General features: G+C 73.7%; 28 protein-coding genes. 10 read left to right on the top strand and 18 right to left on the bottom strand.

The genetic code is table 11. The features are described from left to right. Nucleotides 1-32: 32 nt before the first annotated feature. On the top strand, nucleotides 33-494 hold the full coding sequence (locus tag A2U95_RS20075; protein ID WP_166024475.1) for a DNA-binding protein: 462 nt from the start codon (nucleotides 33-35) through the stop codon (nucleotides 492-494). Nucleotides 495-812: 318 nt separating this feature from the next. Here A2U95_RS20075 and A2U95_RS20070 read toward each other — a convergent pair whose 3' ends face one another. The 4 genes from A2U95_RS20070 to A2U95_RS20055 all read right to left on the bottom strand — a co-directional run bounded on the left by A2U95_RS20070 (nucleotide 813) and on the right by A2U95_RS20055 (nucleotide 2,749). Further along, nucleotides 813-1,508, bottom strand: coding sequence for a DNA polymerase beta superfamily protein (locus A2U95_RS20070; protein ID WP_166024473.1), 696 nt, complete (start codon nucleotides 1,506-1,508; stop codon nucleotides 813-815). Between the two features lie 137 nt (nucleotides 1,509-1,645). Then, on the bottom strand, nucleotides 1,646-1,978 hold the full coding sequence (locus tag A2U95_RS20065) for a thioredoxin family protein (RefSeq protein ID WP_277350922.1): 333 nt from the start codon (nucleotides 1,976-1,978) through the stop codon (nucleotides 1,646-1,648). Next, nucleotides 1,975-2,400: a MerR family transcriptional regulator gene (locus A2U95_RS20060; protein ID WP_166024471.1), complete on the bottom strand. Its 426-nt coding sequence runs from the start codon at nucleotides 2,398-2,400 to the stop codon at nucleotides 1,975-1,977. The genes A2U95_RS20065 and A2U95_RS20060 overlap by 4 nt, the downstream gene beginning before the upstream one ends. A gap of 142 nt (nucleotides 2,401-2,542) precedes the next feature. Next, the gene (locus A2U95_RS20055) at nucleotides 2,543-2,749 is read right to left on the bottom strand and encodes a hypothetical protein (protein ID WP_166024469.1); all 207 of its coding nucleotides are present in this window, start codon (nucleotides 2,747-2,749) and stop codon (nucleotides 2,543-2,545) included. 268 nt (nucleotides 2,750-3,017) lie between these two features. Here A2U95_RS20055 and A2U95_RS20050 point away from each other — a divergent pair, with 268 nt between their 5' ends. Further along, nucleotides 3,018-4,676, top strand: coding sequence for a catalase (locus tag A2U95_RS20050; RefSeq protein WP_166024467.1), 1,659 nt, complete (start codon nucleotides 3,018-3,020; stop codon nucleotides 4,674-4,676). A 78-nt stretch (nucleotides 4,677-4,754) separates the two neighbouring features. Here the strand turns inward: A2U95_RS20050 and A2U95_RS20045 are convergent, their stop codons facing one another. Together A2U95_RS20045 and A2U95_RS20040 are read right to left on the bottom strand one after the other, a co-directional pair. Further along, complete coding sequence (locus tag A2U95_RS20045) at nucleotides 4,755-5,111, bottom strand: YkvA family protein (protein WP_240957379.1); 357 nt, start codon at nucleotides 5,109-5,111, stop codon at nucleotides 4,755-4,757. Between the two features lie 97 nt (nucleotides 5,112-5,208). Then, nucleotides 5,209-5,634, bottom strand: a complete 426-nt coding sequence (locus tag A2U95_RS20040) for an arsenate reductase ArsC (RefSeq protein ID WP_166025411.1) — start codon at nucleotides 5,632-5,634, stop codon at nucleotides 5,209-5,211. 95 nt (nucleotides 5,635-5,729) lie between these two features. On the opposite strand from A2U95_RS20040, the gene A2U95_RS20035 reads away from it, so the two are divergent. Further along, nucleotides 5,730-6,038 (top strand): ArsR/SmtB family transcription factor, encoded by a 309-nt coding sequence (locus tag A2U95_RS20035; protein ID WP_166024465.1) that lies wholly within the window; start codon nucleotides 5,730-5,732, stop codon nucleotides 6,036-6,038. Then, entirely contained in the window at nucleotides 6,035-7,147 is a 1,113-nt protein-coding gene (gene arsB, locus A2U95_RS20030) for an ACR3 family arsenite efflux transporter (RefSeq protein WP_166024464.1), read from the top strand. The genes A2U95_RS20035 and arsB overlap by 4 nt, the downstream gene beginning before the upstream one ends. A gap of 264 nt (nucleotides 7,148-7,411) precedes the next feature. Here the strand turns inward: arsB and A2U95_RS20025 are convergent, their stop codons facing one another. Then, nucleotides 7,412-8,902 (bottom strand): SulP family inorganic anion transporter, encoded by a 1,491-nt coding sequence (locus tag A2U95_RS20025; RefSeq protein ID WP_166025410.1) that lies wholly within the window; start codon nucleotides 8,900-8,902, stop codon nucleotides 7,412-7,414. A gap of 429 nt (nucleotides 8,903-9,331) precedes the next feature. On the opposite strand from A2U95_RS20025, the gene A2U95_RS20020 reads away from it, so the two are divergent. From A2U95_RS20020 to A2U95_RS20010, 3 genes are all read left to right on the top strand, one after another. Continuing rightward, a complete protein-coding gene (locus A2U95_RS20020; RefSeq protein WP_166024462.1) occupies nucleotides 9,332-9,745 on the top strand; it encodes a MerR family transcriptional regulator in 414 nt (137 codons plus the stop codon). Nucleotides 9,746-10,094: 349 nt separating this feature from the next. Next, a complete protein-coding gene (locus A2U95_RS20015) occupies nucleotides 10,095-11,741 on the top strand; it encodes a molybdopterin-dependent oxidoreductase (RefSeq protein ID WP_166024460.1) in 1,647 nt (548 codons plus the stop codon). A 105-nt stretch (nucleotides 11,742-11,846) separates the two neighbouring features. Continuing rightward, nucleotides 11,847-12,497, top strand: a complete 651-nt coding sequence (locus tag A2U95_RS20010; protein ID WP_166024458.1) for a fasciclin domain-containing protein — start codon at nucleotides 11,847-11,849, stop codon at nucleotides 12,495-12,497. A 166-nt stretch (nucleotides 12,498-12,663) separates the two neighbouring features. On the opposite strand, the gene A2U95_RS20005 is transcribed toward A2U95_RS20010, so the two are convergent. The 6 genes from A2U95_RS20005 to A2U95_RS19980 all read right to left on the bottom strand — a co-directional run bounded on the left by A2U95_RS20005 (nucleotide 12,664) and on the right by A2U95_RS19980 (nucleotide 17,776). After that, the gene (locus A2U95_RS20005; RefSeq protein ID WP_166024456.1) at nucleotides 12,664-13,413 is read right to left on the bottom strand and encodes an anti-sigma factor; all 750 of its coding nucleotides are present in this window, start codon (nucleotides 13,411-13,413) and stop codon (nucleotides 12,664-12,666) included. Further along, nucleotides 13,410-13,994 (bottom strand): ECF RNA polymerase sigma factor SigK, encoded by a 585-nt coding sequence (gene sigK / locus A2U95_RS20000; RefSeq protein ID WP_166024454.1) that lies wholly within the window; start codon nucleotides 13,992-13,994, stop codon nucleotides 13,410-13,412. Before sigK ends, A2U95_RS20005 begins: the two co-directional genes overlap by 4 nt. Nucleotides 13,995-14,631: 637 nt before the next feature. Further along, entirely contained in the window at nucleotides 14,632-15,201 is a 570-nt protein-coding gene (locus A2U95_RS19995; protein ID WP_166024452.1) for a hypothetical protein, read from the bottom strand. A gap of 222 nt (nucleotides 15,202-15,423) precedes the next feature. Then, nucleotides 15,424-16,167 carry a sulfite exporter TauE/SafE family protein gene (locus tag A2U95_RS19990; RefSeq protein ID WP_166024450.1) on the bottom strand — a complete coding sequence of 248 codons (744 nt, stop codon included), beginning with the start codon at nucleotides 16,165-16,167 and terminating at the stop codon, nucleotides 15,424-15,426. Further along, entirely contained in the window at nucleotides 16,164-16,367 is a 204-nt protein-coding gene (locus A2U95_RS19985; protein WP_166024448.1) for a rhodanese-like domain-containing protein, read from the bottom strand. Before A2U95_RS19985 ends, A2U95_RS19990 begins: the two co-directional genes overlap by 4 nt. Nucleotides 16,368-16,411: 44 nt before the next feature. Continuing rightward, nucleotides 16,412-17,776, bottom strand: coding sequence for an MBL fold metallo-hydrolase (locus A2U95_RS19980; RefSeq protein WP_166024446.1), 1,365 nt, complete (start codon nucleotides 17,774-17,776; stop codon nucleotides 16,412-16,414). 404 nt (nucleotides 17,777-18,180) lie between these two features. Between A2U95_RS19980 and A2U95_RS19975 the strand changes: the two genes are divergently transcribed. Further along, complete coding sequence (locus A2U95_RS19975; RefSeq protein ID WP_166024444.1) at nucleotides 18,181-18,717, top strand: hypothetical protein; 537 nt, start codon at nucleotides 18,181-18,183, stop codon at nucleotides 18,715-18,717. Between the two features lie 145 nt (nucleotides 18,718-18,862). Here the strand turns inward: A2U95_RS19975 and A2U95_RS19970 are convergent, their stop codons facing one another. From A2U95_RS19970 to A2U95_RS19960, 3 genes are all read right to left on the bottom strand, one after another. Next, nucleotides 18,863-19,129, bottom strand: a complete 267-nt coding sequence (locus A2U95_RS19970; protein ID WP_166024442.1) for a metal-sensitive transcriptional regulator — start codon at nucleotides 19,127-19,129, stop codon at nucleotides 18,863-18,865. Between the two features lie 594 nt (nucleotides 19,130-19,723). After that, on the bottom strand, nucleotides 19,724-20,305 hold the full coding sequence (locus tag A2U95_RS19965; RefSeq protein WP_166024440.1) for a rhodanese-like domain-containing protein: 582 nt from the start codon (nucleotides 20,303-20,305) through the stop codon (nucleotides 19,724-19,726). A 60-nt stretch (nucleotides 20,306-20,365) separates the two neighbouring features. Beyond that, nucleotides 20,366-21,805, bottom strand: coding sequence for an MBL fold metallo-hydrolase (locus tag A2U95_RS19960; RefSeq protein ID WP_166024439.1), 1,440 nt, complete (start codon nucleotides 21,803-21,805; stop codon nucleotides 20,366-20,368). Between the two features lie 314 nt (nucleotides 21,806-22,119). Between A2U95_RS19960 and A2U95_RS19955 the strand changes: the two genes are divergently transcribed. After that, nucleotides 22,120-22,764 carry a histidine phosphatase family protein gene (locus A2U95_RS19955; RefSeq protein ID WP_166024436.1) on the top strand — a complete coding sequence of 215 codons (645 nt, stop codon included), beginning with the start codon at nucleotides 22,120-22,122 and terminating at the stop codon, nucleotides 22,762-22,764. Between the two features lie 40 nt (nucleotides 22,765-22,804). Here the strand turns inward: A2U95_RS19955 and A2U95_RS19950 are convergent, their stop codons facing one another. Next, nucleotides 22,805-23,650 carry a PaaX family transcriptional regulator C-terminal domain-containing protein gene (locus A2U95_RS19950; protein WP_166025408.1) on the bottom strand — a complete coding sequence of 282 codons (846 nt, stop codon included), beginning with the start codon at nucleotides 23,648-23,650 and terminating at the stop codon, nucleotides 22,805-22,807. A 35-nt stretch (nucleotides 23,651-23,685) separates the two neighbouring features. Then, nucleotides 23,686-24,048 carry a GNAT family N-acetyltransferase gene (locus tag A2U95_RS33795; RefSeq protein ID WP_420857005.1) on the bottom strand — a complete coding sequence of 121 codons (363 nt, stop codon included), beginning with the start codon at nucleotides 24,046-24,048 and terminating at the stop codon, nucleotides 23,686-23,688. A 333-nt stretch (nucleotides 24,049-24,381) separates the two neighbouring features. Here A2U95_RS33795 and A2U95_RS19940 point away from each other — a divergent pair, with 333 nt between their 5' ends. Next, nucleotides 24,382-25,500, top strand: coding sequence for an alpha/beta hydrolase family protein (locus tag A2U95_RS19940; RefSeq protein ID WP_166024434.1), 1,119 nt, complete (start codon nucleotides 24,382-24,384; stop codon nucleotides 25,498-25,500). Nucleotides 25,501-25,662 lie beyond the last annotated feature (162 nt).

Here is a 25,662-nt window from a genome sequence, read left to right as displayed (position 1 = left end):
ACAACATTGGTTATTGGCGTGACCCTGGGTCCATGCCTGAGACACCCGCACCCGGACACTCCGCCGACGCCGAAGCCGATCCGTTCCTGCCCCCCGACCCCGAACGGGCGCGGGCCGGGCGGGCCCCCTCCGCCCTCTTCCGCATCGCCGAACGGCACGCGGCGACCGAGGAACAGCGCCGCCGGCAGACCAACCCGATACTGCCGGCGCCGCACGAGGCCGTCCGCCTGGTGGCCTTCCTGCTCAGCGGGGCCGCCCGCCCGGAGGAGGGCGAACCCGAGGTCGACAAGGCCGACATCACCGCCGCCCTCACCCTCCTTCCGCTGGTCCGGGGCGAGCTGGACGAGCTCGAGACCGGTCTCCTGCAGATGGCCCGCGGCCGCGGGATGACCTGGCAGGAGATCGCGTTCGGCCTCGGCCTGGGCACGCAGCAGGCCGCCCGGCAGCGCTACGAACGCCTGGCCTCCCGCACCGCCCGGGAGGAGGCGCCCTGACCTCCGGCCGTCCTCCTCGGCGGCGACGTACGGCGGGGTGCCCCCGCCGTCGGGCGCGAAGCACCGCTGCCGCCCCGTGACCGTGACCTTCGTCCGGCCGGACGAAGGTCACGTGCTCCACCTCGTGGGCGCCGCTCGCGGTCCACCCGGGCGATGCCTTCACGGTGAACCCGGCGGTCTCCCCGCGCCCGCCTCACCGGCCGGGCCCACGAGGCGCACCCGGCCGCCACGGGGGGCCGCTCCGACGCCCGCGAGCGGGAGGGAAGTATCCGGCAGCGGGGCGACGCGGTGACGACGCACCGGAACCGCTGACGCGCCTCAGGGCGCGGGCGGGCAGAAGTGCGCGCGGACCCGGTGCAGCCAGGCCTCCACCGGGCCCTCGTCCGGCGCCTCCGGCAGGACGCTGCGGGCCGCGTCGAAGGCGGCCTCGTAGTCCCGCAGCAGCGACAGCGCCACCGAGGGGTCGTCCGCCACCCGGTCGCCGAAGTCGTGGTACTCCCGCGGGTCGTCGACCCGCAGGTTCAGCCGGCCGGTGGTGTACAGCTCCAGTCCCTGTGCGCAGAGCCGCTTGAGGTGGCGGGCGTGCTTGGCGGTCCGTCCGCGCCGCCCGGCGGAGGCGGGACCGTCGTCCTGGCGCGACAGCCTCCCGAACTGCTGCGCGGCGTATCCGAGATGGGCGTCGCGCACCCTCTTGGCGCTCAGGAACGCGCCGCGCAGCGCGATGAGTTCCTCCCCCAGCGGGGTGCGGACCTCGTACAGCTCGTCCGGGAGCCAGACCAGTTCCACGGCGGTGGGGTTGCCGGAGAGGGCGAGGCGGCACCACTTGGCCGCCTCGTGCAGGGTGCGGTCCGGTGCGGTGGTGACGTACGACTCCTTCGGCGCCCGCAGCCCGTGCAGTTCCACGGTGGGCACGGCGAAGACGCCGAGCCGGTCCACGTCCGAGCCCGCGTGGGCGAGTCCGTAGGCGGTGGAGCCGACGATCCCGGACAGCAGCACGTTCGGAACAGCGCTCATGGTGCCGCCTTCCCCCCGGGTGGTCGCGCCACGGATCCGGCCGGACCCGCTCGGCGCCCATTCTCCGGCGCGCCTCCCCGGACGTCACCCGCATTTCTCCCCGTGGCAGACGCGCCGGGCGGCCCGCCCGCCGCGCGCTACAACGCCTCGTCCAGTTCCTCCAGCAGCCGCCGCCTGGACCGCGCGCCGACCATGGAGCGCAGTGGCTCGCCGCCGCGGAACAGCATGAAGGTCGGCATGGACAGCACGCCGTACCGGTTGGTCGTCTCCGGGCTGGTGTCGACGTCGAGCTGCACCACCTTCCACCGCGCGGCCCCCTCCGCCGCGAGCGCGCTGAGCACCGGCGCCATCTGCCGGCACGGCGGGCACCAGTCCGCGGTGAATTCCACCAGGACCGGCAGTTCCGCCCCGAGCACCTCCGTCCCGAAGTCCGCGTCGGTCACCTCGGCCACGCCCTTCGCCCTGATCACCCTCGGCCTCCCAGTTCGCAGACGGGCTCCGGGCCCCCCGGAGCCGGCGCGCCGGCGGCCAGCTCGTCACGCGCCCGCTCGGCCCTGGCCAGCTGCCGGGCGACCTTCTCCCGGACCGCCCCCAGCCGCTCGATCATCGAGTCGAGCTCCTCGAGCTTGCGCCGGTACACCACCAGGGACGCCGGGCAGGAGTCCCCCTCCGCGTGCCCCGCGCGCAGGCACTCGACGAAGGGCCGGGTCTCCTCGAGCCCGAAGCCGAAGTCCTGCAGCGTCCGGATCTGCCGGACCTGCGCGAGATCGCGCTCGTCGTAGGTGCGGTGTCCGTTGCCGTCCCGTCGCGCCGGCAGCAGCCCGCGCGACTCGTAGTACCGCAGGGCCCGGGTGGTGGTCCCGGCCTCAGCGGCCAGCTCGCCGATTCGCATGCCGACGACGCTACGGCCTGACGCCGACGTCAAGGCAACACCCCGGCGCCGCACCGGGCGCGCGGAGCACCGGGGGCACACGAAACGCCGGGGGCGGTCGGAGCCGCCCCCGGCGCGGGGGGAAGTGGTCGCCCCGGCAGGACTAGGGCAGCAGTTTCTCCATCGCCGCGGGGCCTTCGGCGGCCAGCTTGCGTTCGGCCCACTTCAGGGTGTCGGGCGTGACGTCGCGTCCCGTGGCCAGGATCAGGTCCTCGGGGGTCACCTCGGTGTCGGGACGGGTGTGCAGCTTCCCGTCCGGGGTGACCCCCTCGAAGGAGGCGCGGGACTCGTCGGGCTGTGCGGTCGACATGGGTCTCTCCCTCGGCTCGCCGATGAGCACCCGCGTACCCGGGGAAAACCTGACCTATGCCTCCGAAACGGGCAAGGTGTCGCCCCTGTCGCGCGGCGGCCGGGGGCGGCGCGGTGTGCGGGGCTTTCCCGGGGGCCCCGTGTCTCCCGGGCGTACCGTTCGCCGCACCGGGCAAAAGGTGCTAAAAACTTGAAAGCCCCATAACTGCGTGTCGCGTACCCGCACACGGTGCGTGAGCGTGGCGACCAGCCGAAGGAGCACTCCCCGCATGACGGACGTATCCAGCAAGGGCCCCGCGCAGGGTGACGACAGGGAAATCCTCACCAACCGGCAGGGCCACTTCGTCTACGACAACCAGAACCAGCGCACCGTGGGCGCGCGGGGACCGGCCACGCTGGAGAACTACCAGTTCCTCGAGAAGATCAGCCACTTCGACCGCGAGCGCATCCCGGAGCGCGTGGTCCACGCCCGCGGCGCCACCGCGTTCGGGTACTTCGAGGCCTACGGGGCCTGGGGCGACGAGCCCATCGCGCGCTACACCCGCGCCAAGCTCTTCCAGGAGCGGGGCAAGCGGTCCCGGGTCGCCTGCCGCTTCTCCACCGTGATCGGCGGACGCGACTCCTCCGAGTGCAACCGCGACCCCCGCGGCTTCGCCGTGAAGTTCTACACCGAGGACGGCAACTGGGACCTCGTCGGCAACAACCTGGGCGTCTTCTTCATCCGGGACGCGATCAAGTTCCCGGACGTCATCCACGCCCTCAAGCCGGATCCGGTCACCTTCGTGCAGCAGCCCCGCCGGATCTTCGACTTCATGTCGCAGACCCCGGAGTCCATGCACATGCTGGTCAACCTGTTCAGCCCGCGCGGCATCCCGGCCGACTACCGGCACCAGCAGGGGTTCGGCGTCAACACGTACAAGTGGGTCAACCAGCAGGGAGAAACCAAGCTGGTCAAGTACCACTGGATGCCCAAGCAGGGCGTCAGGAGCATGACCGAGGAGGACGCCGCCAACCTCCAGGCCCAGGACGTCGGCCACGCGACGGCGGACCTCTACGGAGCCATCCAGCGCGGCGAGTACCCGGAGTGGGAGCTGCTCGTCCAGATGATGGACGACCACGAGCACCCCGAGCTGGACTTCGATCCGCTGGACGACACCAAGACCTGGCCCGAGCAGGAGTTCCCGCCCAAGGCGGTGGGCCGGATGGTGCTCGACCGCTGCCCGGAGGACTTCTTCGCCGAGTCCGAGCAGATCGCCTTCGGCACCGGCGTCCTCGTCGACGGCCTGGACTTCTCGGACGACAAGATGCTGGTCGGCCGGACCTTCTCCTACAGCGACACGCAGCGCTACCGGGTGGGCCCCAACTACCTCCAGCTTCCCGTCAACCAGCCCGACCACGGCCTGGTCCGCACCAACCAGCGCGACGGCCAGATGACTTACCACGTCGACGGCGGCGGCGGTAACCCGATCGTCAACTACGAGCCGTCCATCCTCGGCGGGCTGCGCGAGGCCCACTACCCGACCCACGACGAACAGGGTCCGGAGATCCGCGGCCGCCTCACCCGCAAGCGCATCCCGCGGACCAACGACTACCTCCAGGCCGGACAGCGGTACTGCCTGATGGAGCAGTGGGAGCGGGACGACCTGGTCAAGAACATGATCGACCTGCTCTCCCAGTGCGACCGCCCCATCCAGGAGCGCATGGTCTGGCACTTCCTGCTGGTGGAGAACGACCTCGGCACCCGGGTCGGCGAGGGTCTGGGCATCGGCGCGAAGGACGTCGCCCACCTGGAGCCGCTGGAGAGCCAGGACCTCACCGACGAGGACCGGGAGCGGCTGCGCAACCTCGGTGACAACCCGCCGCGCGACGTCGAGGGCCTCACCATGACGCACTGCGTTCCCAACGAGCGGTTCGTGGTCACCCGCTGACCCGGCCTCCCCGCCTGCGATGCCCCCCGCGGATCTCCGCGGGGGGCATCGCACACGACGGCCGTGGGGGAGGAGCGGTCAGTCCTCCTGGGGCCCGGCGGTGACACCGGGGGAGCGCGTGCCGCCGTGAACGGGCCCGCCCGCGCCCTTCGGCAGCCGCGCGCCCTTCGGCAGCGCGGCGCCCACGCTGCGCAGGGCGAGCAGCAGGGCGCCGATGTCGTCCAGGTACACCGGGTCCGGGACCAGGTCCGCCGGCAGCGCCAGATAGGCGACCGCGCCCCAGAACACCCACTTGGGGCCGGCCGGCAGACCGGCCTGCCGCAGCGCGCGGCGGGTGCGCACCAGCCGCAGCAGCAGCCGCACCGCGATCGCCAGCAGGGCCAGCGCGACCACCACGACGGTCACGATCAGCACCAGCGTCGTCCGCTCGTCCACCGAGCACCTCCAGAGCGTGGAGGGCGGCGCGGATGCGACGCCCTCCCTCTCCAGCTTCCCCGACCGGCGGCCCGTACGGCCTCCGGCGTGGCCGGCCTCACGCCCGCGGGCGGCCCGGCGCCTCCGGGGCGATCTCGGCGATCAGGCGCTCGACCCGGGCCCTGATCTCGTCGCGGATCGGGCGCACGGCCTCGACACCCTGGCCGGCCGGGTCCTCGAGCTCCCAGTCCAGGTAGCGCTTGCCGGGGAAGACGGGGCAGGTGTCGCCGCAGCCCATGGTGACGCAGACGTCCGACTCGCGGACCGCGTCGACGGTGAGGAGCTTCGGCGTCTCGGCGGAGATGTCGACGCCGACCTCGGCCATGGCCTCGACGGCGGCCGGGTTGACCCGGTCGCCGGGGGCGGAGCCGGCGGAGCGGACCTCGACGCGGTCGCCGGCCAGGTGGGTCAGCCAGGCCGCGGCCATCTGGGAGCGGCCGGCGTTGTGGACGCAGACGAACAGGACGGAGGGCTTGTCGGCCATGGTGATCGTTCTCTCTCGTCGCATGGCGGAACCCTGCCGCCGACGGCTTCGGCCCGCACCGGTGTCGGCGGACGGTGATGTGAAAGTATCAGTGCATGCTGACTTCAGTCGATCCTGACGTGATCCGGGCGCTGGGCGATCCGCTCCGCCTGAGGATCGTGACCCTGCTGGCGCGCGAAACGCTCTGCACGACGCACCTGGTCGAGGAGACCGGAGCCAGGCAGACCAACCTCTCCAACCACCTGAAGGTGCTGCGCGAGGCCGGACTGGTGGAGACCGAGCCGTGCGGCCGCTTCACCTACTACAAGCTCAAGCCCGAGGCCCTCGCCGGGCTCTCCGAGCAGTTCGCCGCACTGGCCGACTCCGCCCGCACCGCCGCAGGGAACAAGAGGGCCTGCCCGTGACCTCCACCGAGCCCATCACCGTCCAGGGCTCCGGCCCGGCCGGGGACGACTCGATCGTCAGGAAGCTCTCCACCCTCGACCGCTACCTCGCGGTGTGGATCCTGCTGGCCATGGCCGTCGGCCTGGGCCTGGGCCGCCTGATCCCGGGGATGAACGACGCGCTCGCGAAGATCGAGATCGGCGGTATCTCCCTGCCGATCGCACTCGGCCTGCTGGTGATGATGTATCCGGTTCTGGCCAAGGTCCGCTACGACCGGCTCGACCGCGTGACCGGCGACCGCAAGCTGCTCATCTCCTCGCTGGTGATCAACTGGATCGTCGGCCCGGCCGTCATGTTCGCCCTGGCGTGGATCTTCCTGCCCGATCTGCCCGAGTACCGCACCGGACTGATCGTCGTCGGCCTGGCCCGCTGCATCGCCATGGTCATCATCTGGAACGACCTCGCCTGCGGCGACCGCGAGGCCGCGGCCGTGCTGGTCGCGCTGAACTCGGTCTTCCAGGTGCTCGCCTTCGGCCTGCTGGGCTGGTTCTACCTCGACCTGCTGCCGCGCTGGATGAACCTCGGCGACGGCCAGGGACTGGACGTGTCCGTCTGGCACATCGCGCTGAACGTCGTCGTCTTCCTCGGCATCCCGCTGCTGGCCGGCTTCCTCACCCGCCGCATCGGCGAGCAGAGGCTGGGCCGCGCCGACTACGAGCGGACGTTCCTGCCGAAGATCGGTCCGTGGGCGCTGTACGGGCTGCTGTTCACGATCGTCGTCCTCTTCGCCCTCCAGGGGAGGACCATCACCTCCCAGCCCTGGGACGTCGCCCGGATCGCGCTGCCGCTGCTGGTCTACTTCGCGGTCATGTTCTTCGGCACCTTCCTCCTCGGCAAGGGCCTGGGCCTGGCCTACGACCGCACGGCGACGCTGGCGTTCACCGCGGCGGGCAACAACTTCGAACTGGCCATCGCGGTCGCCGTCGCCACCTTCGGCGTCACCTCCGGCCAGGCCCTCTCCGGAGTCGTCGGCCCGCTCATCGAAGTCCCGGTCCTGATCGGCCTGGTCCACGTCGCACTCGCCTGGCGGCGGAAGTTCCCCTCCGTCGCGGTCACGACGGTCCCGTGACGCGGCGCACACGGGAGTGACGGTGGCCGGCGGCGGCCGGGCGGGGCTCGCCCCCCGCAGGCGGGCGAAGGCGGTCGTCAGCGCCACCGCCACCCGGGCCGCCGGCGAGCCCCGCCCGTCCCTCCCCGGTCACGGCGACCGGACCGGCCCCGCCTCCGCCCCCTCGCCGGCGTGGGCCGGCCGGCCCGGGACGCTGCGCGGCGGATCGGGCGGCACCTGGGCGCCTGACGGTCGCGGGCGGCTTTCCGGGGGCCGTGTGCCGTGTCAGTGGCTGCCGGAGAGTTCACCGGTGAGCTTGCCGTGGAGGTCGGCGCTCAGGTCGTTCAGCCCGGTGATTTCCACGGTCTTGCCGCGCTGGGCGTACTTGGTCTCGATCGTGTCGAGAGCGGCCACGGAGGAGGCGTCCCAGACGTGGGCCTCGGACAGGTCGATGACGATCCTGTCGGGGTCGCCGGCGTAGTCGAACTGGCCGACGAGGTCGTTGGAGGAGGCGAAGAACAGCTCGCCGGTGACCCGGTGGACAACCGTGGTGCCGTCGGGGTCGAGGACGCTGTGCACGCGGGCGAGGTGGGCGACGCGCTTGGCGAAGATGACCATGGCGGTGATCGAGCCGACGACGACGCCGATGGCGAGGTTGTGGGTCGTCACGACGGCCGCGACGGTGATGGCCATGACGCCGATCTCGCCCGCGGGCATCCGCCTGAGCGTCTTGGGGGCAATGGAGTGCCAGTCGAAGGTCGCGAACGACACCATGACCATGACGGCGACCAAGGCGGCCATGGGGATGTCGGAGACGACCGGGCCGAAGACGATGCACAGCACCATCAGGAACGAGCCCGCCAGGAACGTGGAGAGGCGGGTGCGGGCGCCGGAGACCTTCACGTTGATCATCGTCTGGCCGATCATGGCGCAGCCGCCCATGCCGCCGAAGAAGCCGGTGACGATGTTGGCGATGCCCTGGCCGACGGACTCGCGGGTCTTGTCGGAGTGGGTGTCGGTGATCTCGTCGACCAGCTTGGCGGTCATCAGCGACTCCATCAGGCCGACCAGCGCCATCGCGAACGCGTACGGGGCGATCGTCGTCAGCGTGTCGAAGGTCAACGGCACGTCCGGGAGGCCCGGCACGGGCAGGGACGACGGCAGCTCGCCCTTGTCCCCGACGGTGGGCACCGCGATCCCGGCCGCCACCGTGACCACGGTGAGGATCACGATGGAGACGAGCGGCGCGGGGATCACGGTGGTGATCCTCGGGAAGAACACCATCAGCGCCAGTCCGCCGATGATCAGCGGGTACACCTCCCACGGCACGTCGCGCATCTCCGGCACCTGCGCCATGAAGATCAGAACGGCCAGCGCGTTGACGAAGCCGACCATCACGCTGCGCGGGATGAACCGCATCAGCTTCGCCACCCCGAGCGCACCCAGGACGACCTGGAAGACGCCGGCCAGGATGACGGCGGCGACCAGGTGGCCCAGGCCGTGCTCGCGGTTGAGCGGTGCGATCACCAGGGCGACGGCGCCGGTGGCGGCGGAGATCATCGCCCGGCGTCCGCCGACGACCGCGATGGTGACGGCCATGGTGAAGGATGCGAACAGGCCCATCGCGGGGTCGACGCCCGCGATGACCGAGAACGAGATCGCCTCGGGGATCAGCGCGAGGGCGACGACCAGGCCCGCGAGGACCTCGGTGCGCCAGACCTTCGGGTCGGAGAACCAGTCGGGCTTCAGACCGCGCAGGCGCGCGGCCGGGGACACGGCAGTGGCAGCAGAGGACAAGGGAGGCGGAACCTGTCGCGCTCGGGCACACCCCGCGGCGGGCCGGGGCGTGCGGGAAGGACGCGGAGCAACCGGGTCGGCGCCCCGCGGGCGGCCCCGTGAACGCGGAGCCGGAAGTCGAGGGCGGACGGGGCGGGCCGGCCCGAGGGCGCGGCCCTGCCTCACGTCCGGGGGCGAAGCGTCACGGCGGGGAGGCGGCGGCGCCGGGCGCCATGGGCTCGCGCACGCTTCTCTCCTGCGAGAATCGGATCTTCGCCGGGGCGCCATCGCCCCGGCACGGCAACGGGCGGGGCGGCGGAACACCGCCCTCGCCGTCGGCAACTCTACCCTAACGTTAGGGTAGAGATCGGCGGTGCCCCGCCCGGGGCCGGGACCGCCGGCGACGAGAAGGACCAGGGGACCACGGGCATGGACGGCAGGCACATGCAGATCGGCGAGGTCGCCGCGCGCACGGAGCTGTCCCTGCGCACGATCCGGCACTACGAGGAGACCGGCCTGGTCATCCCGTCCGCACGCTCGCAGGGCGGCTTCCGTCTCTACACCGAAGCGGACGTGGCCCGGCTCATGGTCATCCGCCGCATGAAGCCGCTCGGCTTCACCCTGGACCAGATGCGTGACCTGCTGGAGGCCACCGACCGCCTCGACGCCGACGCCGGCCTCGACGCGGACGAGCGCGAAGCCCTGCTGGAACGCGTACGGACCTACCGGCAGGCGGCCGTCGAGCAGGTGGAGAAGCTGCGCGTCCAGCTGGCGCGCGCCGAGGACTTCGCCGCCACCCTGGGCGCTCGCCTGGAGACAGGGCCCCGGGTCCCCGGCGCCTGACGGGGCGGCAGCACTTCCGGCGGCCGGAACGGCGGGCCCGCGGTCGCAGCCGCCGCGTCCTGAGGTGGGCGAAGGCGCGTTCGCCGGGAACGCGGAGCCGGGGTGGTCACCGCCGCGACGACCAGGAATCCCGCCTCGTCACATCCCCCTGCCCGTCCCGCACCGTCATCTCCGCAGGACAGGACGAGGGCGGTACGGCGAGACGTCGGCCCGCACCCCGGCGGCGCACTTCCGGGAGCCCAAACGATTGATACGTGGCCCGGAGGGGTGTCGGATGGGTCCGGGGCGTTTCCTTCACCTGATCAGGTGAAGGACCAATCCGCCGCCCGGGCTGAACCGGATTCCCCGCGTGAGGGACGAAGAGAGGGATCAGCGGGAACGGCCGGAGCGGCCGCGTCCGGTGCCGGGTGCGCTGAGCGGGCTGCCGGCCGGCTCCGCCGGGCTGGCGGTGGCCGAGCTGGTCGCCGCCGCGTTGCGCCCCCAGGCCGGTCCGGTCGTCGCGGTGGGCGGCGCGGTGGTCGACGCGACGCCCGCTCCGGTCAAGGACTGGGCGATCCGTCAGTTCGGCACCGCCGACAAGCTCGTGCTGCAGCTCGGAATCCTCGCCGTGCTGACGATGCTCGTCATGGCGCTGGGCGTGCTGGCGGTGCGGTCCCGGCGGCTCGCTGCCGCCGGCGTCCTCCTCCTCGGAGCCGTCGGGGCGGTGGCCGCCGTCAGCCGCCCCGACTCCGCCGGCCCCACCGACGCGTTTCCCTCCGTCGGTGGGGCCGTGACCGCGGCGCTGGTCCTCCACCTCCTCGCGGGCCGCCTGACCGCGATGAGGCGGACCCCCGCGCCGGCCGCGCACGGTGCCGGGACCAGGGCCGAGGGCGCCGCGGGCGTCCTGCCTCCGGCCGAAGCCGGAGGACGGGACCGCCGGAGCTTCCTGCTGGCGGCCGCGTCGGCCGCGGCGGCCTCCGCCGTCGTGGGAGCGGCGGCCCGGTCGCTCAGCACCTCGCGCGGGCAGGACGCCGTCGCCTCACGGAGGAGGGTCGTGCTGCCCGCTCCCGGATCGCCGGCGCGACCGGTGCCCGGGAGGGCCCGGCTGCGGCTTCCGGGCATCACCCCGTTCGTCACCCCCAACGACGACTTCTACCGGGTGGACACCGCGCTCACGGTGCCCGAGGTGGATGCCACCGCCTGGCGGCTCCGCATCCACGGCGAGGGCGTACGCCGTCCGGCCACCTACTCCTTCGACGACCTCCTGGGCAGGGAGCTGGTCGAGCGGGACATCACTTTGACCTGTGTCTCCAACGAGGTCGGCGGTCCGTACGTGGGCAACGCCCGCTGGACCGGCGTGCGACTGGCCGACCTGCTCGCCGAGTGCGGGGTCGAGCCTCCTTCCCGGGGAGGCCCGGCGGACCAGCTGGTGTCCCGGTCGGTCGACGGCATGACGCTCGGCACGCCGGTCGAGGTCGTCATGGACGGCCGGGACGCCCTGCTGGCCCTCGGCATGAACGGCGAGCCGCTGCCCTTCGAACACGGCTTCCCCGTGCGCATGGTCGTCCCGGGTCTGTACGGGTTCGTCTCGGCCTGCAAATGGATCGAGGACATCGAGCTCACGACCTTCGCGTCCTACGACCCGTACTGGGTCAGGCGCGGATGGGCCCGCGAGGCTCCGGTCAAGACGCAGTCGCGCATCGACACGCCCAGGCCGTTCGCCCGGCCGAAGGCCGGCCCGGTGATGGTGGCCGGGGTCGCCTGGGCGCAGCACCGGGGCATCGCCAAGGTCGAGGTCCGGATCGACGACGGGCCCTGGCAGGAAGCCCGGCTGGCGGCCGAGGCCGGGCGCGACACCTGGCGTCAGTGGTCATTTCCCTGGCAGGCGTCCAGAGGCGGCCACACCCTCACGGTGCGCGCCACCGACCGCACCGGCGCGGTGCAGACCGGCAGACGCACCCGCACGGTCCCCGACGGCGCCGACGGACGGCATTCCGTCGTCGTGACCGTCGAGTGATCACCGGCCCCTGCCGCCGAGGATCCCGTGCCCTCCCCGAACCGCCTTTCCGCACCACCGAAACCGCGGGCGCACCAGCACCGCGCCGTCCAACAGGAGGACAAGATGAACACCCGTATCCGCCGTACCGTCGGTCTCCTCGCCGCTGCCGCCGTGCTGCCCCTGGCCCTGACCGCCTGCTCCGGCGACAGCGGTGACTCCGGCAACTCCGGTGCCTCGAACGCGGCGTCCGCTCCGGCCGCGCCGAGCAGCGGGGGCACGGACGGCACGAGCGGCACGGACCGGCCGTTCGGGCCGGCCTGCTCCTCCGTGCCGGAGGAGGGCGCCGGATCCTTCGACGGCATGGCCCAGGACCCGGTCGCCACCGCCGCCTCGAACAACCCCGCCCTGTCGACCCTCGTGACGGCGGTGAAGAAGGCCGGGCTGGTCGACACCCTCAACAACGCGCAGGACATCACCGTGTTCGCGCCGACCGACGACGCCTTCGCGAAGATCCCGAAGGAGACCCTGGACGCGGTCCTGGCCGACAAGGAGAAGCTGACGCGGATCCTCACCCACCACGTCGTCGGCCAGAGGCTGACCCCGGCGGACCTGGAGAACGGCTCCTTCGAGACGCTGGGGAAGACCGAGGTGACGACCTCCGGCTCGGGGGAGTCCTACACGGTCGACGACTCCGCCGAGGTGGTCTGCGGCAACGTCAGGACCGCCAACGCGAACGTCTACATCATCGACAGCGTCCTGATGCCCGAGGACTGACACCTTCGGCCACAGGGCTGGTGCGCGGACCCCGGGGTCCGCGCACCAGCCCTGTGCGCCCGCGTTCCCCGTACGGACGCGTCCCGGGGGCCCGGGTGCGGGCCGCGCCCGGCGCGGCCGGGGCGGGGAGGCCGCCCGTCGGCGGACGGCCTCCCCGCGCCTGTTCTCACGCCGGCATGTCGAGCAGGGCCACCGGTTCCGACGTCGGCTGCTTCGATCCGCCCGCCGGCTCCACCGTGATGCCGACGTCCGAGGCTCCGCCGACCGGGCCCCGCATCAGTACGGTCTGGCTGCCGCGGCCGGGAGCCATCAGGCCGGCGGAGCGCATCTCCTCGCCGTCGGCGAACCACAGCTGGTAGACCTTGCCGCGCGGCGGCGGGGACATGCCGGTCGCCACGAACACGGCCCGGTCCCGGCCCGGGGAGACCACCAGCGTGCCCGCGCCGCCCGCCATCCTCGCCGAGCGTGACCTGGCGTCGGGCGCGGCCAGCACCTCCGCCAGGGCCTCGGCCTGACGCTGCGTCTGAGCGGCCCGCAGGCGGGCGTCCTCGGCGCGCTCGTACTGCCACACGGCGGTCGCGCCGAACGCGACCGCGGCGGCCACGGAGGCGGCCAGCGCCCACCGGACCGGTCCGCCCCCGCGGCGCACGCCCCGGCGTACCCGCTGCGGCGGCGCGGCACCGGGCGGCGTCTGCCGCACGGTGGTGACGCGCCGCAGGACCTGGTCCCGCATGGCGGGGGGCGTGCGCACCGTGGAGGCCAGGGCCAGGCGTGCGGTGGTCGCCGTGAATTCCGCGACCTCCTGCCCGCAGGCGTCGCATCCCGCCAGGTGACGTTCGAAGGCGGCAGCCTCCCGGCCGTCGAGCGCGTGCAGGGCGTACGCGCCGGTCAGGGCATGCGGATCGGTGGTGGTCATGCGGTCACCCCCAAGCAGTCGCGGAGCCGGACGAGTCCGTCACGCAGCCGGGTCTTGACCGTGCCGAGCGGCAGCGCCAGCGCTTCGGCGACCTCGCGGTAGGTCAGGCCGCGGTAGTAGGCGAGTGTGACCGACTGGCGCTGCAGTTCGGTCAGGGTGCGCAGGCAGCGCCGCACCTGCTCCCGCTCCAGCCGGGACTCGACCTCCTCGCTCACCTCGTCGTACGCCGTCCGGTGCTCGAGCAGCGCGGCCCTGGTGTCCCGGGCCGCCGCGGCCTCCACCGAGCGGACCCGGTCCACCGCCCGCCGGTGGGCGAGGGTGAGGATCCAGTTGACGGCCGTGCCGAGCTCGGACCGGTAGCGCGGGGCCGTGCGCCACACCTCCACGAGCACTTCCTGCGCCACCTCCTCCGACTGCGCCCGGTCGCGCAGTACGGCCCGGACGACCCCGAGGACGGAGCCGGCCACCGCGTCGTACAGCGCGGCGAACGCCTCCTGGTCGCCCAACGCCACGGCGTGGAGCAACCGTTGCAGGTCGGGCTGGACAACTGGACGACTGTCGATGAACACGGGTTCCTTCACAAAGACCCTCCCACGGGTGCGGCACGGTGGAACAACTCCGGGTAATCCGGGACCGGACAGGCCGCGGATTGGTCCCGGGCGCCCCGCGATCCGCGCGGCCGGCGCCCATGGGCACTTCCGCCGCGGGCGTGGGACGGGATGCGGGGGGCCGGGTGCCGGTGGGATTCCCGGCCGACGAGCAGGCGGGGTCGTAGGGGAAGTCCGACGAGGAGCCGGCCCCGCCCGGGCCGAAGCGGTACACCGGGCACGGGCCGACGGTGTACGAGCACGCGTGGGAGTCGTCCGCGGGCGCACCGGGCGGGCCGGGCGGGCCGGGCGGACGAAAGAAGGGGAGGCGGCTGCCGTCCGGCAGCCGCCTCGGTCGTGCGGGGAATCCGAAGGGGGCCCGGAACGCCGTGACGGGGTCCGGCGCCCCCACTGCTTCCGCCCTCGGCCGGGCCGGAGGGCGGTCAGGTGCCCGGGCCGGTCAGCCGGTGGTCCGTGCGGGGGTGGACGTGGCGACTCCCCGTCCGAGCGTGAGGGCAGGCCCCGGCCGCCCGGTCCGCCACGGCCCTCCCCGCATACCCCGGCCGTCGCGGGCATGCCACAACAGCCGCCGGGCGCGCACCAGGTGCGGGCGTCCCGGGGCCCGCGGGGCTCAGTGCGTCAGATGGGTCACGGAGCGGGCCCGCTCCCACATGCCGGGGACCTGTTCGCTCGGGCGCTGCTGCTCACCGTGCAGGGCGTTGAGCACGACCAGGCATCCGGTCAGGGCGGGCACCGCCCACTGTGCGGTGGCCAGCTGCCGCCGCGCCTTGTCGAGGTCGACGGGGTGCTTCCGGGCCTTCTCGGCGTCGGCGGGATCGGTGGAGGAGGCCAGCTCGAGCTTCTTGCCCAGGACGCGGGCGTAGGCGGTGGCGGCCAGGGCCGCGGCGGTGACGACGGTCTTGGCCGTGGTGGAGGCGGCCACGCCCTGCTGGGTGGCGACACGGTGGGCGTTCAGGACGAGCAGCCCGCCGCCGCCGAACAGGTGCGCGCCGATCGCGGCGGCGTTGACCGGTGCCCATTTCGCCCAGCCCGCCGAGGAGATCCGGTCTCGGGCGGTCTCCGTCCCGCCTTCGTCCTCGGCCGCCCCGTTGAGGCCGATCGCCCCCATCAGCGAGCCGCCGAACCAGGCTGCCAGACCGAGATCGTGCAGGCTGCGGATGGTGGTGTTGCGTTCAGTCATGGCGGATCCTTCCGAGGTGCGGTCGCGAGGACCTGGCCGACGTGGACAGCGCCTTCCACCCTCACGGGACTCCGAAGCCCCCGCCATCACAGCGGCTCGGACGGGTGAACGGGCGAGCCGGCCACCCGCGTCCGCTCCGCCACCGGAGCGGCGTCCACCGCCGCGCGGACGGGACGCCCGCCCGCCCGAGACGCTCCTCCTGCCGTCGGCCCGAGCCCCGTCTCACGTCACCACGTCGACGAGCATGAAGGCGGCCACGGCCAGCAGGACCACGGCGAAGACCCGCTGCAGACGCGGTCCGGAGACCTTCGAGGCGAGGCGCTTGCCGTCCCGTGCGCCCAGGACGGCGGTGGCGATGAAGGGGCCGATCACCGCCCAGTCGAGGGAGACGGCGGCACCCGAGCGGGTCGCCAGCGAGGCCAGGGAGTTGACCGTGATGACCAGCAGGCTGGTGCCGACGGCGGCCTGCATCTCGAAGGCCAGGACGGTGACCAGGGCCGGTACGGCGAGGAAGCCGCCGCCCACGCCCAGCAGTCCGGTCAGCGCGCCCAGGCCCGCCCCGGTCCCGGCGGCCCTGGCCGGCCGGACCGCGCCGTCCCCGGCAGGGGAGGAGGGCCGGAGCATCTTGAAGGCGGCGAAGGCGGCGACGGCGGAGAAGGCGAGGGTGAGGACGGACTGGGGCAGGCGGGCGGCGGCGGCTCCGGCCAGGGCGGCGGGCAGGATCCCGGCCGCGGCGAACGCCGCGCCGGCCTTCCACCGCACGTTCCCGGCCCGGGCGTGGGCGTACAGGGCGGTCAGGGACGTCACGGTGACGATGACGAGGCTCGCGGTGGTGGCCTCGGCGGGGTCGAAGCCGAGCAGGTAGATCAGGGCGGGAACGGCGAGGACGCTGCCGCCGCCACCGAGCGCGCCGAGCGCCAGACCGACCACGGCTCCCGCGATCAGGGCCAGGATCAGGGCGCTCACGCGATCCGGCCGTCCTGCCCGCGTTCGCCGGCCGCCGGCAGCCCTGCCAAGGGCGGGCGGACGGCGCCCGGCGCGTGCCCGGCCTCCCCCTCCGGTGCTTCACGGACGTCGAGCGGCACGGCGGTGCCGCCGTCGGTGCGGACGAGGACGCGGGCCCGGTCGGGCGTGGAGCGGTCCGTGCCGCGGTGGGAGAGGAACATGGAGGTGCCTTCGACGGGAGGGGCGGGGTGGTTCGTGGGGCGGTTCAGGCGCGGGTGACGGTCAGGCCCGCGTCCGTGGCGGCGTCGAAGCCGTCGTCGACCGCGACGACCTGCCGTCCGGCGGCGTCCAGCAGGGAGGCGGCGATCGCCGCGCGCATCCCGCCCGCGCAGTGCACCCACACGGTTCCGGACGGCACCTCGCCGAGGCGGCCGTACAGCTCGTGGACCGGGATGTGCACCGAGCCGGCGACGAAGCCGTTCGCGCGCTCGGAGTCGCGGCGCACGTCCAGCACCACCACCTCCTCGCCGCGCTCGCGCGCGTCGGCGAGGTCGGCGAAGACGGCGCGGGGGAACGAGGCGAGCTCCTCGCCGGCGCGGATCCAGCCGGCCGGGTCGCCGGTGGCGGCGGCGGCCGGCCGGTCGATGCCGACCCGGGCCAGCTCCCGCTGCGCGTCCGCGATCCGCTCGGGGGTCTCGGCGAGCAGGGTGACGGGCCTGCCCCACGGGATCAGCCAGGCCAGGTAGGTGGCGAGCTTGCCCTCGCCCTCGAAGTTGAACGACCCGGCCACGTGTCCTTCGGCGAAGGCCGTGCGGCTGCGCAGGTCCACCACCCACTCGCCGGCGGCCAGCCGGGAGGCGATCTCCCCGGCGTCCGCACGCCCCGGCGGGGTGAGGTCGACCGGCGCGGGACCGGCGGCGTTGGCCGGGCCCATGTGCGCGTAGTAGGCGGGCACGTCGTCCAGGCCCGCGAGCAGCTCGGCGACGAAGGTGTCCACGTCCCGGGTCAGCGCGTCGTTGCTCCCGCGCTCCCGGCCGATCGTGGTCGCGTCCCCCTCGGCCTGCGAGGAGGAGCAGAAGCTGCCGAAGCCGTGGGTGGGCAGCACCGGCACCTCGTCGTCCAGCTCGTCGGCCAGCCGGTGCGCCGAGGCGTGCTGGGCGCGGGCCAGCTGCTCGGTCAGCCGCGGCTCGACCAGGTCCGGCCGGCCCACCGTGCCGATCAGCAGTGACCCCCCGGTGAACGCGGCGGCCGCGCGCCCGCCCTCCTCCAGGACGTAGGAGGTGTGGTGCGGGGTGTGGCCGGGAGTCGCGATCGCGCGCAGCACCAGGCCGTCGTCCACCGTCACGGTGTCGCCGTCGGCGACCGGAGTGCGGGCGAAGGACATGTGCGCCCCGGCCGGCACCAGGTAGGCGGCGCCGGTGACGCGGGCCAGTTCCAGGCCGCCGGTGACGTAGTCGTTGTGCACGTGGGTCTCGGCCACGTACGCGATGCGCACCCCGCGCTTCGCCGCGGCGGCGATCACCTGGTCGATGTCGCGCGGCGGGTCGACGGCGACCGCGCCGCGGGAGCCCCCGGCCAGGTAACTGCGGTTGCCCAGGCCTTCGAACTCCAGGGTGTCGACGAAGAACACGGCTGCGACTCCTCCACGAGAGAATGGGTACCCCGGGGGGTATTCGACGTCCACTTTAACAGGTATACCTGGGGGGGTATTCCTGAGCCTGGCGCCCCCGGTGCCGCGTCCACCGCGGCGGGTACCCGGGGGGACGTAGGGGAAGCGGGCGTTCCGCGCCGAAGGGGGCGGCGCGCCGTCGCCGCCGCCAGCACGGCGCGGTCGGTGGCCGCGTACCGGGAGGCGGTCACGGCGCGCGGCCGCGGCTCGTGCCGTGCTGCGGCGAACGACCCGGTGCGGCGCAGGGGCCACCGTCCTCCGGCACCGGGCAGGGCTGCCCGGCGGAGGTGCCCGACGGGCGCGGCATCCGGGTGAGCCTCCGGCGGCCCGGGTCGAGGCGCCGGACGGTGGGTACCCGCAACGGCGTGATCAAGCGAGCTCTGTGGCAGGGACTGGTCGCCGGCACCGCCGGAGGCGTCGTGATGACCCTCGGCGAGAAACTCGAACAGGCCGTCACGGGACGGCCCGACTCCTACGTGCCCGCCCGGGTTCTCCAGCGTCTGTCCGGCCTGCCCGAACACCCCCGGAAGCAGCCCTTGCCCCTGAACTGGGCCATGCACTTCGGCCAGGCCGCCCTCCTCGGCGTGCTGCGCTCGGTCATGGCGCAGGCCGGGCTGCGCGGACCGGTCGCCTCGGCGAAGTTCACCGTCGTGCGCCTCACCAACGACCAGATCCTCGAGAACGCCACCGGCGTCGGAGCCCCGCCGTCCACCTGGCCCCGGGAGGAACTCGTCGTCGACGTGCTGCACAAGGCCGTCTACGCCTTCACCACCGGCGCCGTCGCCGACGCCCTCGCCCGGCGGAGCGTCGGCCCCGGCCCCGGCCGGCGCCACGCGGCCCTCCGCCCGGGCCGCCGATCCGGCGTCGGCCCCCTGCCCCGGGGCGCGGCTCACGGCCGGTGACCCGCGACAGCGGTCGTCCACGGGCGGGAAGGCGCCCGGGCTGCCTCCCGGAGCGCCGTGGGAGCGCTGCTGCCCGACGTGTGCGGAGCCACGCCGCGAAGACGCGAGCGCCCCGGGGTGCTCGGCTGATCGGGGCGGGAGCGTCTCAGGAAAGGGAGAGGAAGAGCTTTTCCATCTTCCGGGTGTCCAGGCTGTCGGCTCCGCCCTCTTGGGTCAGGCACTGCGTGAGGCCGCCGGCGACGATGGCGAAGCCGGCCCGGTCCAGCGCGCGGTTGACCGCGGCGAGCTGGGTGACGACGTCCTCGCAGTCGCGTCCCTCTTCCAGCATGCGCACGACGCCGGCGAGCTGGCCCTGGGCGCGCTTGAGGCGGTTGGCGGCCGACCGCACCTGGTCGGCGGGGAGCTGGACCATGGGATCTTCCTCTCGAAGGACCGGTCGAGTGCCGGCCGCGGTGATCGGCCGGTCCGGGAGCCGCTCGGCCTCGGCGCCGGCCCTGTCGAGGGTGGTGCCGTTGCCGGTGACGGTGTCCCCGAAACCCGCGGCGGCCGGGCGGCGGTGCTCGTGGGCACTCCCTCCCGGTTCGCCGGAGGAGCTGCCTTTGATACCCCCTGGGGTAAAGAACGCGGAGGGCGGGACGAGCCATTCCCGGTCGGTACGGCATGCGACTGCCCCGGCGCACGCCCTTCGGCGCGCCGAAGGGCGTGCGCCGGGGCAGTGGGGGGCCGGGGCGGCTGCGCGGGCGGGCGCCTGTCGGATCAGGACGAAGGCGCCCGCGGCCGGCGTGAACCGGGCGGGAGCCGGGGGAGGGTGTGGTCGCCACCCCGCCCGCCCGCCGTGGGCACGGTGGATCGTGCCCACGGCGGAGTGACGCCGACGACGGACAAGGAGGCGGCGGCGGCCTCCTCGGCGTCCATGCCCGCGACGTGCGCCGGCAGCGGCGCGGTCAGGATCGACCCGCCTCCGCCGGCGGCCCGGGGACCGGGACGGGCGTCGGCGGCATGGTGGTCACCTGCCGTCGGCGAGCTGGGCGACGGCCTTGCGCGGGTCGAAGGAGGGCGTGCGGTTCCACGGCATCCTCGACAGCAGCACGCCCATGGCGCAGGTGTTGCTGACGGCGGCGAAGGCCAGTCCGCCGCCGACGAACGCGGACAGTGCCTGCAGGCCGGGGACGGCGAAGCTGCCGAGGGCGCCGACCAGCACCAGGGAGCCGGCGACCAGGCGGACCTGGCGTTCCATGTCCCAGCGCTCCTGGCCGTAGGTGGTCGGGGCGCCGGACTTCTCCCAGGCGGTCATGCCGCCCGACAGGACCGCCAGGCCGGGGAGTCCGGCTTCGGCGAGGGCGCGTTCGGCCTGGCCGGCGCGCTGGCCGGAGCGGCACACCAGCACCACGTCGCCGTCCAGGTGCTTGGTCAGTTCCTCGCGGTGCTCGCGCAGGGTGTCCAGCGGCACGTTGTAGGAGCCGGGGATGTGCGCTCCCTCGAACTCGGCGGGGGAGCGGACGTCGAGCAGCCGGGGCGGGGCGGCCGACTCCAGCCTGGTGCGCAGTTCGTCGGTGGTCAGGCTGCGGGGGGTGGTGGAGGTGGTCACGCGTCGGTCTCCTGTCGGTCGTCGGTCGTCGGTCGTCGGAAGTCGCGGGGGGTGCGGGGATCACGGGGCTGCCGGGGGTGCGGGGGTCTCGGAGGGGAGGGCGCACAGGCCCAGGTCGCGGGCCTTGTCGAAGCTGTCGTCGACGGCGACGACGTCGCGGCCGCGGGCGTGGAGCAGCGCGGCGACGACCCCGGCGCGGTAGCCGCCGGCGCAGTGCACCCAGACGCGGCCCGCGGGGATCTCCCCGAGGCGGCCCGGCAGCTCGTGGACGGGGATGTGCACCGTGCCGGGGATGTGCGCCTCCCGGCGCTCCTGGTCGCGGCGCACGTCCAGGACGACGAACTCGTCGTCGCCGGTCAGGGCGGCCTCGAGGTCGCCGAAGGTGGCGCGCTCGTAGGCGGCCAGGGGTTCGCCGCCGGCCCAGTCCTCGGGGCCTCCGGTGGCCATGGCGGCCGGGCGGTCGATGCCGATGCGGACCAGCTCGCGCTGGGCCTCGGCCACCTCCGCCGCACTTCCGCCGAGCAGGGTGAGCGGGGTGCCCCACGGGATCAGCCAGCCCAGGTAGGTGACGAACTGGCCGTCCAGGCCGAAGTTGAGGCTGCCGGCCAGGTGCCCGGCGGCGAAGGCGGTGCGGTCGCGCAGGTCCACCACCCACTCGCCGGCCTCGATCCTGCGCCGCAGCTCGGCCGGCTCCGCCACGGACGGCGCGGACAGGTCGGGCTTGCCGGGCCCGCTGGAGTTGGCCGCGCCCATGTGGGCGTAGTAGGCCGGGTAGGCGTCCAGGCCCGCCAGGAGCCGCTCGACGTAGGTCTCCTCGTCGGAGGTCAGCGCGGTGTTGGTCCGCTTCTCCTCACCGATGGTGCTGGACAGGCCGGTGGCCTGCGTGGCGGAGCAGAACGAGCCGAACCCGTGGGTGGGGTAGACGGCCGTCCTGTCCGGCAGTTCCTCCGCCAGCCGGCGCGCCGAGCGCCACTGGGCCCGCACCAGGGTGCCGGTGTGGTCCGGCCCCAGCAGGTCCGGCCGCCCGGTGGATCCGTACAGCAGGGAGCCTCCGGTGAACACCGCGACCTGCTCCCCGCCGGCCTCCAGGGCGTAGGACAGGTGGGTGTGGGTGTGGCCCGGGGTGTGGATCACGCGCACCCGCATGGTGTCGCCGACCTCGACCACCTGGCCGTCGCGCACCGGGGTCCGCTCGTAGGAGACCTCGTCGTCGGCGTTCACCAGGTACCGCGCGCCCACCTCGCGGGCCAGGGCCAGGCCGCCGGTGACGTAGTCGTTGTGGATGTGGGTCTCGAACACGTGAGTGATCCGCACCCCGGCGGCGTCGGCCAGCGCGGTGACGCGGTCGTAGTCGCGCTGGGGGTCGACCACCAGCGCCACCGAGCCGTCGTGGGCGAGGTAGGTGCGGTCGCCCAGACCAGGGGTCTCGACGGGCAGGACGACGAGCGCGCCTGCCGCGTGCGCCTCGGCGGACCGCTGCTGGTCGATCTCGGGAACCATGCGGGGAACTCCTGCTCACTTGCTTTCAGGGATACCCAGGGGGGTATGTCTGAACCCAACCGTAACAGGGTCCGGTCCATGCCCCGGGGGGTATCGGTGAGTGATGCGCATCACCTGTGCGGGTCTTCGTCGTCATCGGCCGGAGCGGCTTCGTGTCCTGGGAGGTGAACCGGGCGGGCGACGACGCTCTCCGGCCTCCCGCGGACGGGGGAGCGGGCCCGCGAGCCGAAGAACCCGATTGATGGTTCCGAGCCGGTCTTCCACAGTGATGGTCTGCGACCAGGCGGACGCCACCCGGCAGGAGGACACACCCCATGCGCACTCTTCACGTCGTCACCCATCCGGAGGCGACGCACCACGTCGAGGGAGTCGTCGGCGGATGGCACGACTCGCGGCTGACACCCGCCGGCGTCCGTGCGGCGGTCTCCATCGCCCGGGCGTTGCGGGCCCGGATTCCGGACGGCGCCGAGGTGGAGCTGTTCACCTCGGACCTGCGGCGCACCCTGCGGACGGCGGACGAGGTGTCCGAGGTGTTCGGCGTGAAGCCGGTCCTGGACCGCAGGCTGCGGGAGAAGTCCTACGGCGAGGCGGAGGGAAGGCCGCAGGAGTGGCTCGACCGGCGCTTCGTCCCGCCGCCGGCCGCCGGGGAGCGGATGGACCACCACGAGGGCGTGCGGGGCGCGGAGACCAAGGAGGTGTGGGCGCGGCGCGTCTACGCGGCCATGGACGAGATCCTGCGGAGCCCCTGCGGGCACCAGATCGTCGTGACGCACGGCGGATCCCTGACGTACGTCGTGGCGTCCTGGATCGGGATGCCGATCGAGTCGGCCGGTTACGTCAGTTTCCGGGCGCCCTCCGGCAGCATCACCACCCTGCGCGAGGACGACTTCTTCCACAACCGCCAAGTCGTCGGCCTCGGTGACACCCGCCATCTCGACTGCCGACGTCGTTCCCCGTGAACACCCCGACCCTCGGAACTCCGCGTGGTCCGCCCCGTCCTCAGCGCGTGACCCGGCCCGCCGCCTCCCGGGTGATGTCGGCGTAGACGCGGAAGAGGGCCGGGCGCGCTCCACCCCGGTCGCGCTCGTACAGGGCCGCCCAGCACCGGGCGATGTGCTCCCTGGCCCGGGTGCCGGGCCAGGGCTGGGGCAGGAGCTGGGGCGGCAGCAGCGGATCGGGCTCCATGGCGCGGGTGAGTTCGGCTGCCAGTTCGACGGCGATGGTGAGGAGTGCGGACGAGGGGAGTCCGCCGGGGCCGGTGAGCCGGGCGAGGCGGGGCCGGGCGATGCGGCTGAGACGGTGGTAGCGGTCGGCGATCTCCTGCAAGGGCCAGAGGCGCCGGGCGAGTTCGGCAGGCTCTCGGGTGTCGCCCCTGCGCAGGTCCGTGGTGGTGAGGAGGGTGAGCGCGCCGTGGGCGCCGAGGCGGTGGGCCGCTTCTTCGACGTACGGTTCCCACGGGTTGGCGCAGACGTACAGCCCGCCCTGGAGCGGGGCGCCGCCGAGGCGGACGAGCGTCTCGCGCAGGGTGTCCCGGGCGGCGCGCGCCGACTCGGGCACCGCGAAGGCGGCCAGGTGCCAGACGCCGTCCCAGGGCGCGCTTCCGGCGTCCTGCCGGAACGCGTGCCGCAGGAAGTCCGCGTTGGGGGCCAGGGCGCGCGTGGTGCCGGCGGTCGCGTGCAGCTCCGCCTTGCGGCCCCGGCCCTCGTGGGTGAACCGGCCCTCGGCCACGAGGCGTCTGACGCACAGCCGCACCTGCTGGTCGCTCATGCCCAGGGTGTTGGCGACGGTGTACAGCTCGTCCGCGCCGACGGTGCCGTCCTCGCGGATCAGTGCGTGGACGAGCATGCGGGTGGGGACCTCGACGTGGTCGGTACCGGCGCTCACCGCTCTCCCGCTCCTCTCGTCGCCACCGGGCGGCGCATGGTGGTCACCGCGCCGAAACCGAGCAGCCGGCGCAGGTAGGGCGTGTGCTCGGTCCGCACGGGCGTGAAGCCGCGCCGCTCGTACAGGGCCCTGGCGCGCGGATTGGTGTCGATCACGTCCAGTCTGATCTCCCGGCAGTCCCGCTCCGCGGCGACGGCGGCCACCTCCTCGATGAGCAGGCTCCCGACGCCCCGGCCGCGCACGTCCGGATGCACGGCGATGCCGTCCATGACGAGCTGCCCGGGGGCCGGGTGACGTTCGAACAGGGCGAGGAGCAGGAGCCGGTGCAGTCCTCGCAGAGGTCCGTACGCGCGCAGCACGGCGGGCCGATCCCCCGGTGAAGGCCCGTCCGCCGTGCTGGTACCCGGCGAGGCCGACGAGCCGCCCGTCCAGGAGCGCGCAGACCGCGCGATCGGCGTTCAGGTGGGCGGCGATGAAGGGCACCGCCCTGTCCGGCGGGTTCAGGGCGGGGCCGAGCTTGCGGCCGAAGGCGTCCCAGTACAGCTCGGCCGCCCGCCGCTCGGCTCCGGCCGGAAGCCCCCGCCGCACCGTCACCGGTCCGGCTCCGGAAACCGTCGCGTCCTGTCCCATGCCGTGCCCCCTTCTCCCCGAAACCAGGACTCGAACCTATCAGACTCTCTACGATCGTTTCCATGACGATAGTTTTGGGTCGCTCGAATCCGAGCAGAGGAAGCCGTCCCGCGCGTCCGGGGACCCGGACCCGGCGGCGCGGGCTCCGCTTCGCCGCGTGGTCGCTCGTCGCGGTCCTGGCCGTGGCCGCCGGCCTCGTCGGTGCGGTGCTGTGGCAGAACTCCTACGACATGGACGAGCGGCGGGTCTCGATCCGTCACGGCGGCCACACCCTCAACGGCGTCCTGGCCGTCCCCAGGGACGGCCGCGAGCGCCATGGGCTGGTCGTGTACGTCCACGGCGACGGCCCTGTCGACGCCACCCACGACGGCGGCTACAAGCCCCTGTGGGAGGCGAACGCCAAGGCCGGGTACGCCTCCCTGTCCTGGGACAAGCCCGGCGTCGCGGGCGCGCCCGGCGACTGGCTCGACCAGTCCATGGACGACCGCGCCGACGAGGTGGCCGCCGCGATCGCCTGGGCGCGCGCCCGCCCGGACGTCGACGGTGACCGGATCGGGCTCTGGGGCGCCAGCCAGGCGGGCTGGGTCCTGCCGAAGGTCGCCGCCAGGACGCCCGTGAGCTTCGTCGTCGCCGTCTCACCCGCGGTCAACTGGCTCCGGCAGGGCCGCCACCACCTCCTCGCCGAGCTGCGCGCCGACGGCGCGTCGGCGGCCCGCGTCAAGGCGGAGGTCGCCAGGAGCGACGCCGTCCGCCGACTGCTGGAGCGCCACGCGACCTTCGAGGAGTACGTCAGGGCGATGGGCGGCGACGCGGACGGCATGACCGCCGATCGCTGGGGCTTCGTCTCCAGGAACTGGACCGCGGACGCCACGCGGGACCTCCGCGCCCTGCGCGGCGTACCGGTGCTGCTGGTCCTCGCGGGCCAGGACGTCAACGTGGACACCGCCGAAACGGAGCGCGTCTACCGCAAGGTGCTGGGCGCGGGCGGCGCGGCGAGGGTCGAGCGTTACCCGGACGCGACCCATTCACTGCTCAAGCGGTCCGTCGAGCAGTCGGACCTCAGGATCACGCTCACCGCGCTCTTCTCCCCGCGCTCGCTCTTCGCGGACGGATTCCTGGACGGCCAGCGCCAGTTCCTCGAGCAGCTCGGCCGAGGCGGAGGTGGCATGACCCGGTCGTGAGCCTCACCGTGCGGCAGCTCGCCCCGGCCGTGCCGGACCGTCGGTTCCGGGAGCGGCTCGCGGGCTGACGCCCCCCGTCGGGTGGGCCGGGACAGGACGGATGCCCGGCGTGTCACCGGTCACCGCTCTCCGGCCAAGTGGCCCAGGTAATATGCGGTTACG

The organism is Streptomyces chilikensis (assembly GCF_001642695.1).
Taxonomy (GTDB): domain Bacteria; phylum Actinomycetota; class Actinomycetes; order Streptomycetales; family Streptomycetaceae; genus Streptomyces; species Streptomyces chilikensis.
This window is presented reverse-complemented; position numbering and strand designations above follow the sequence as displayed.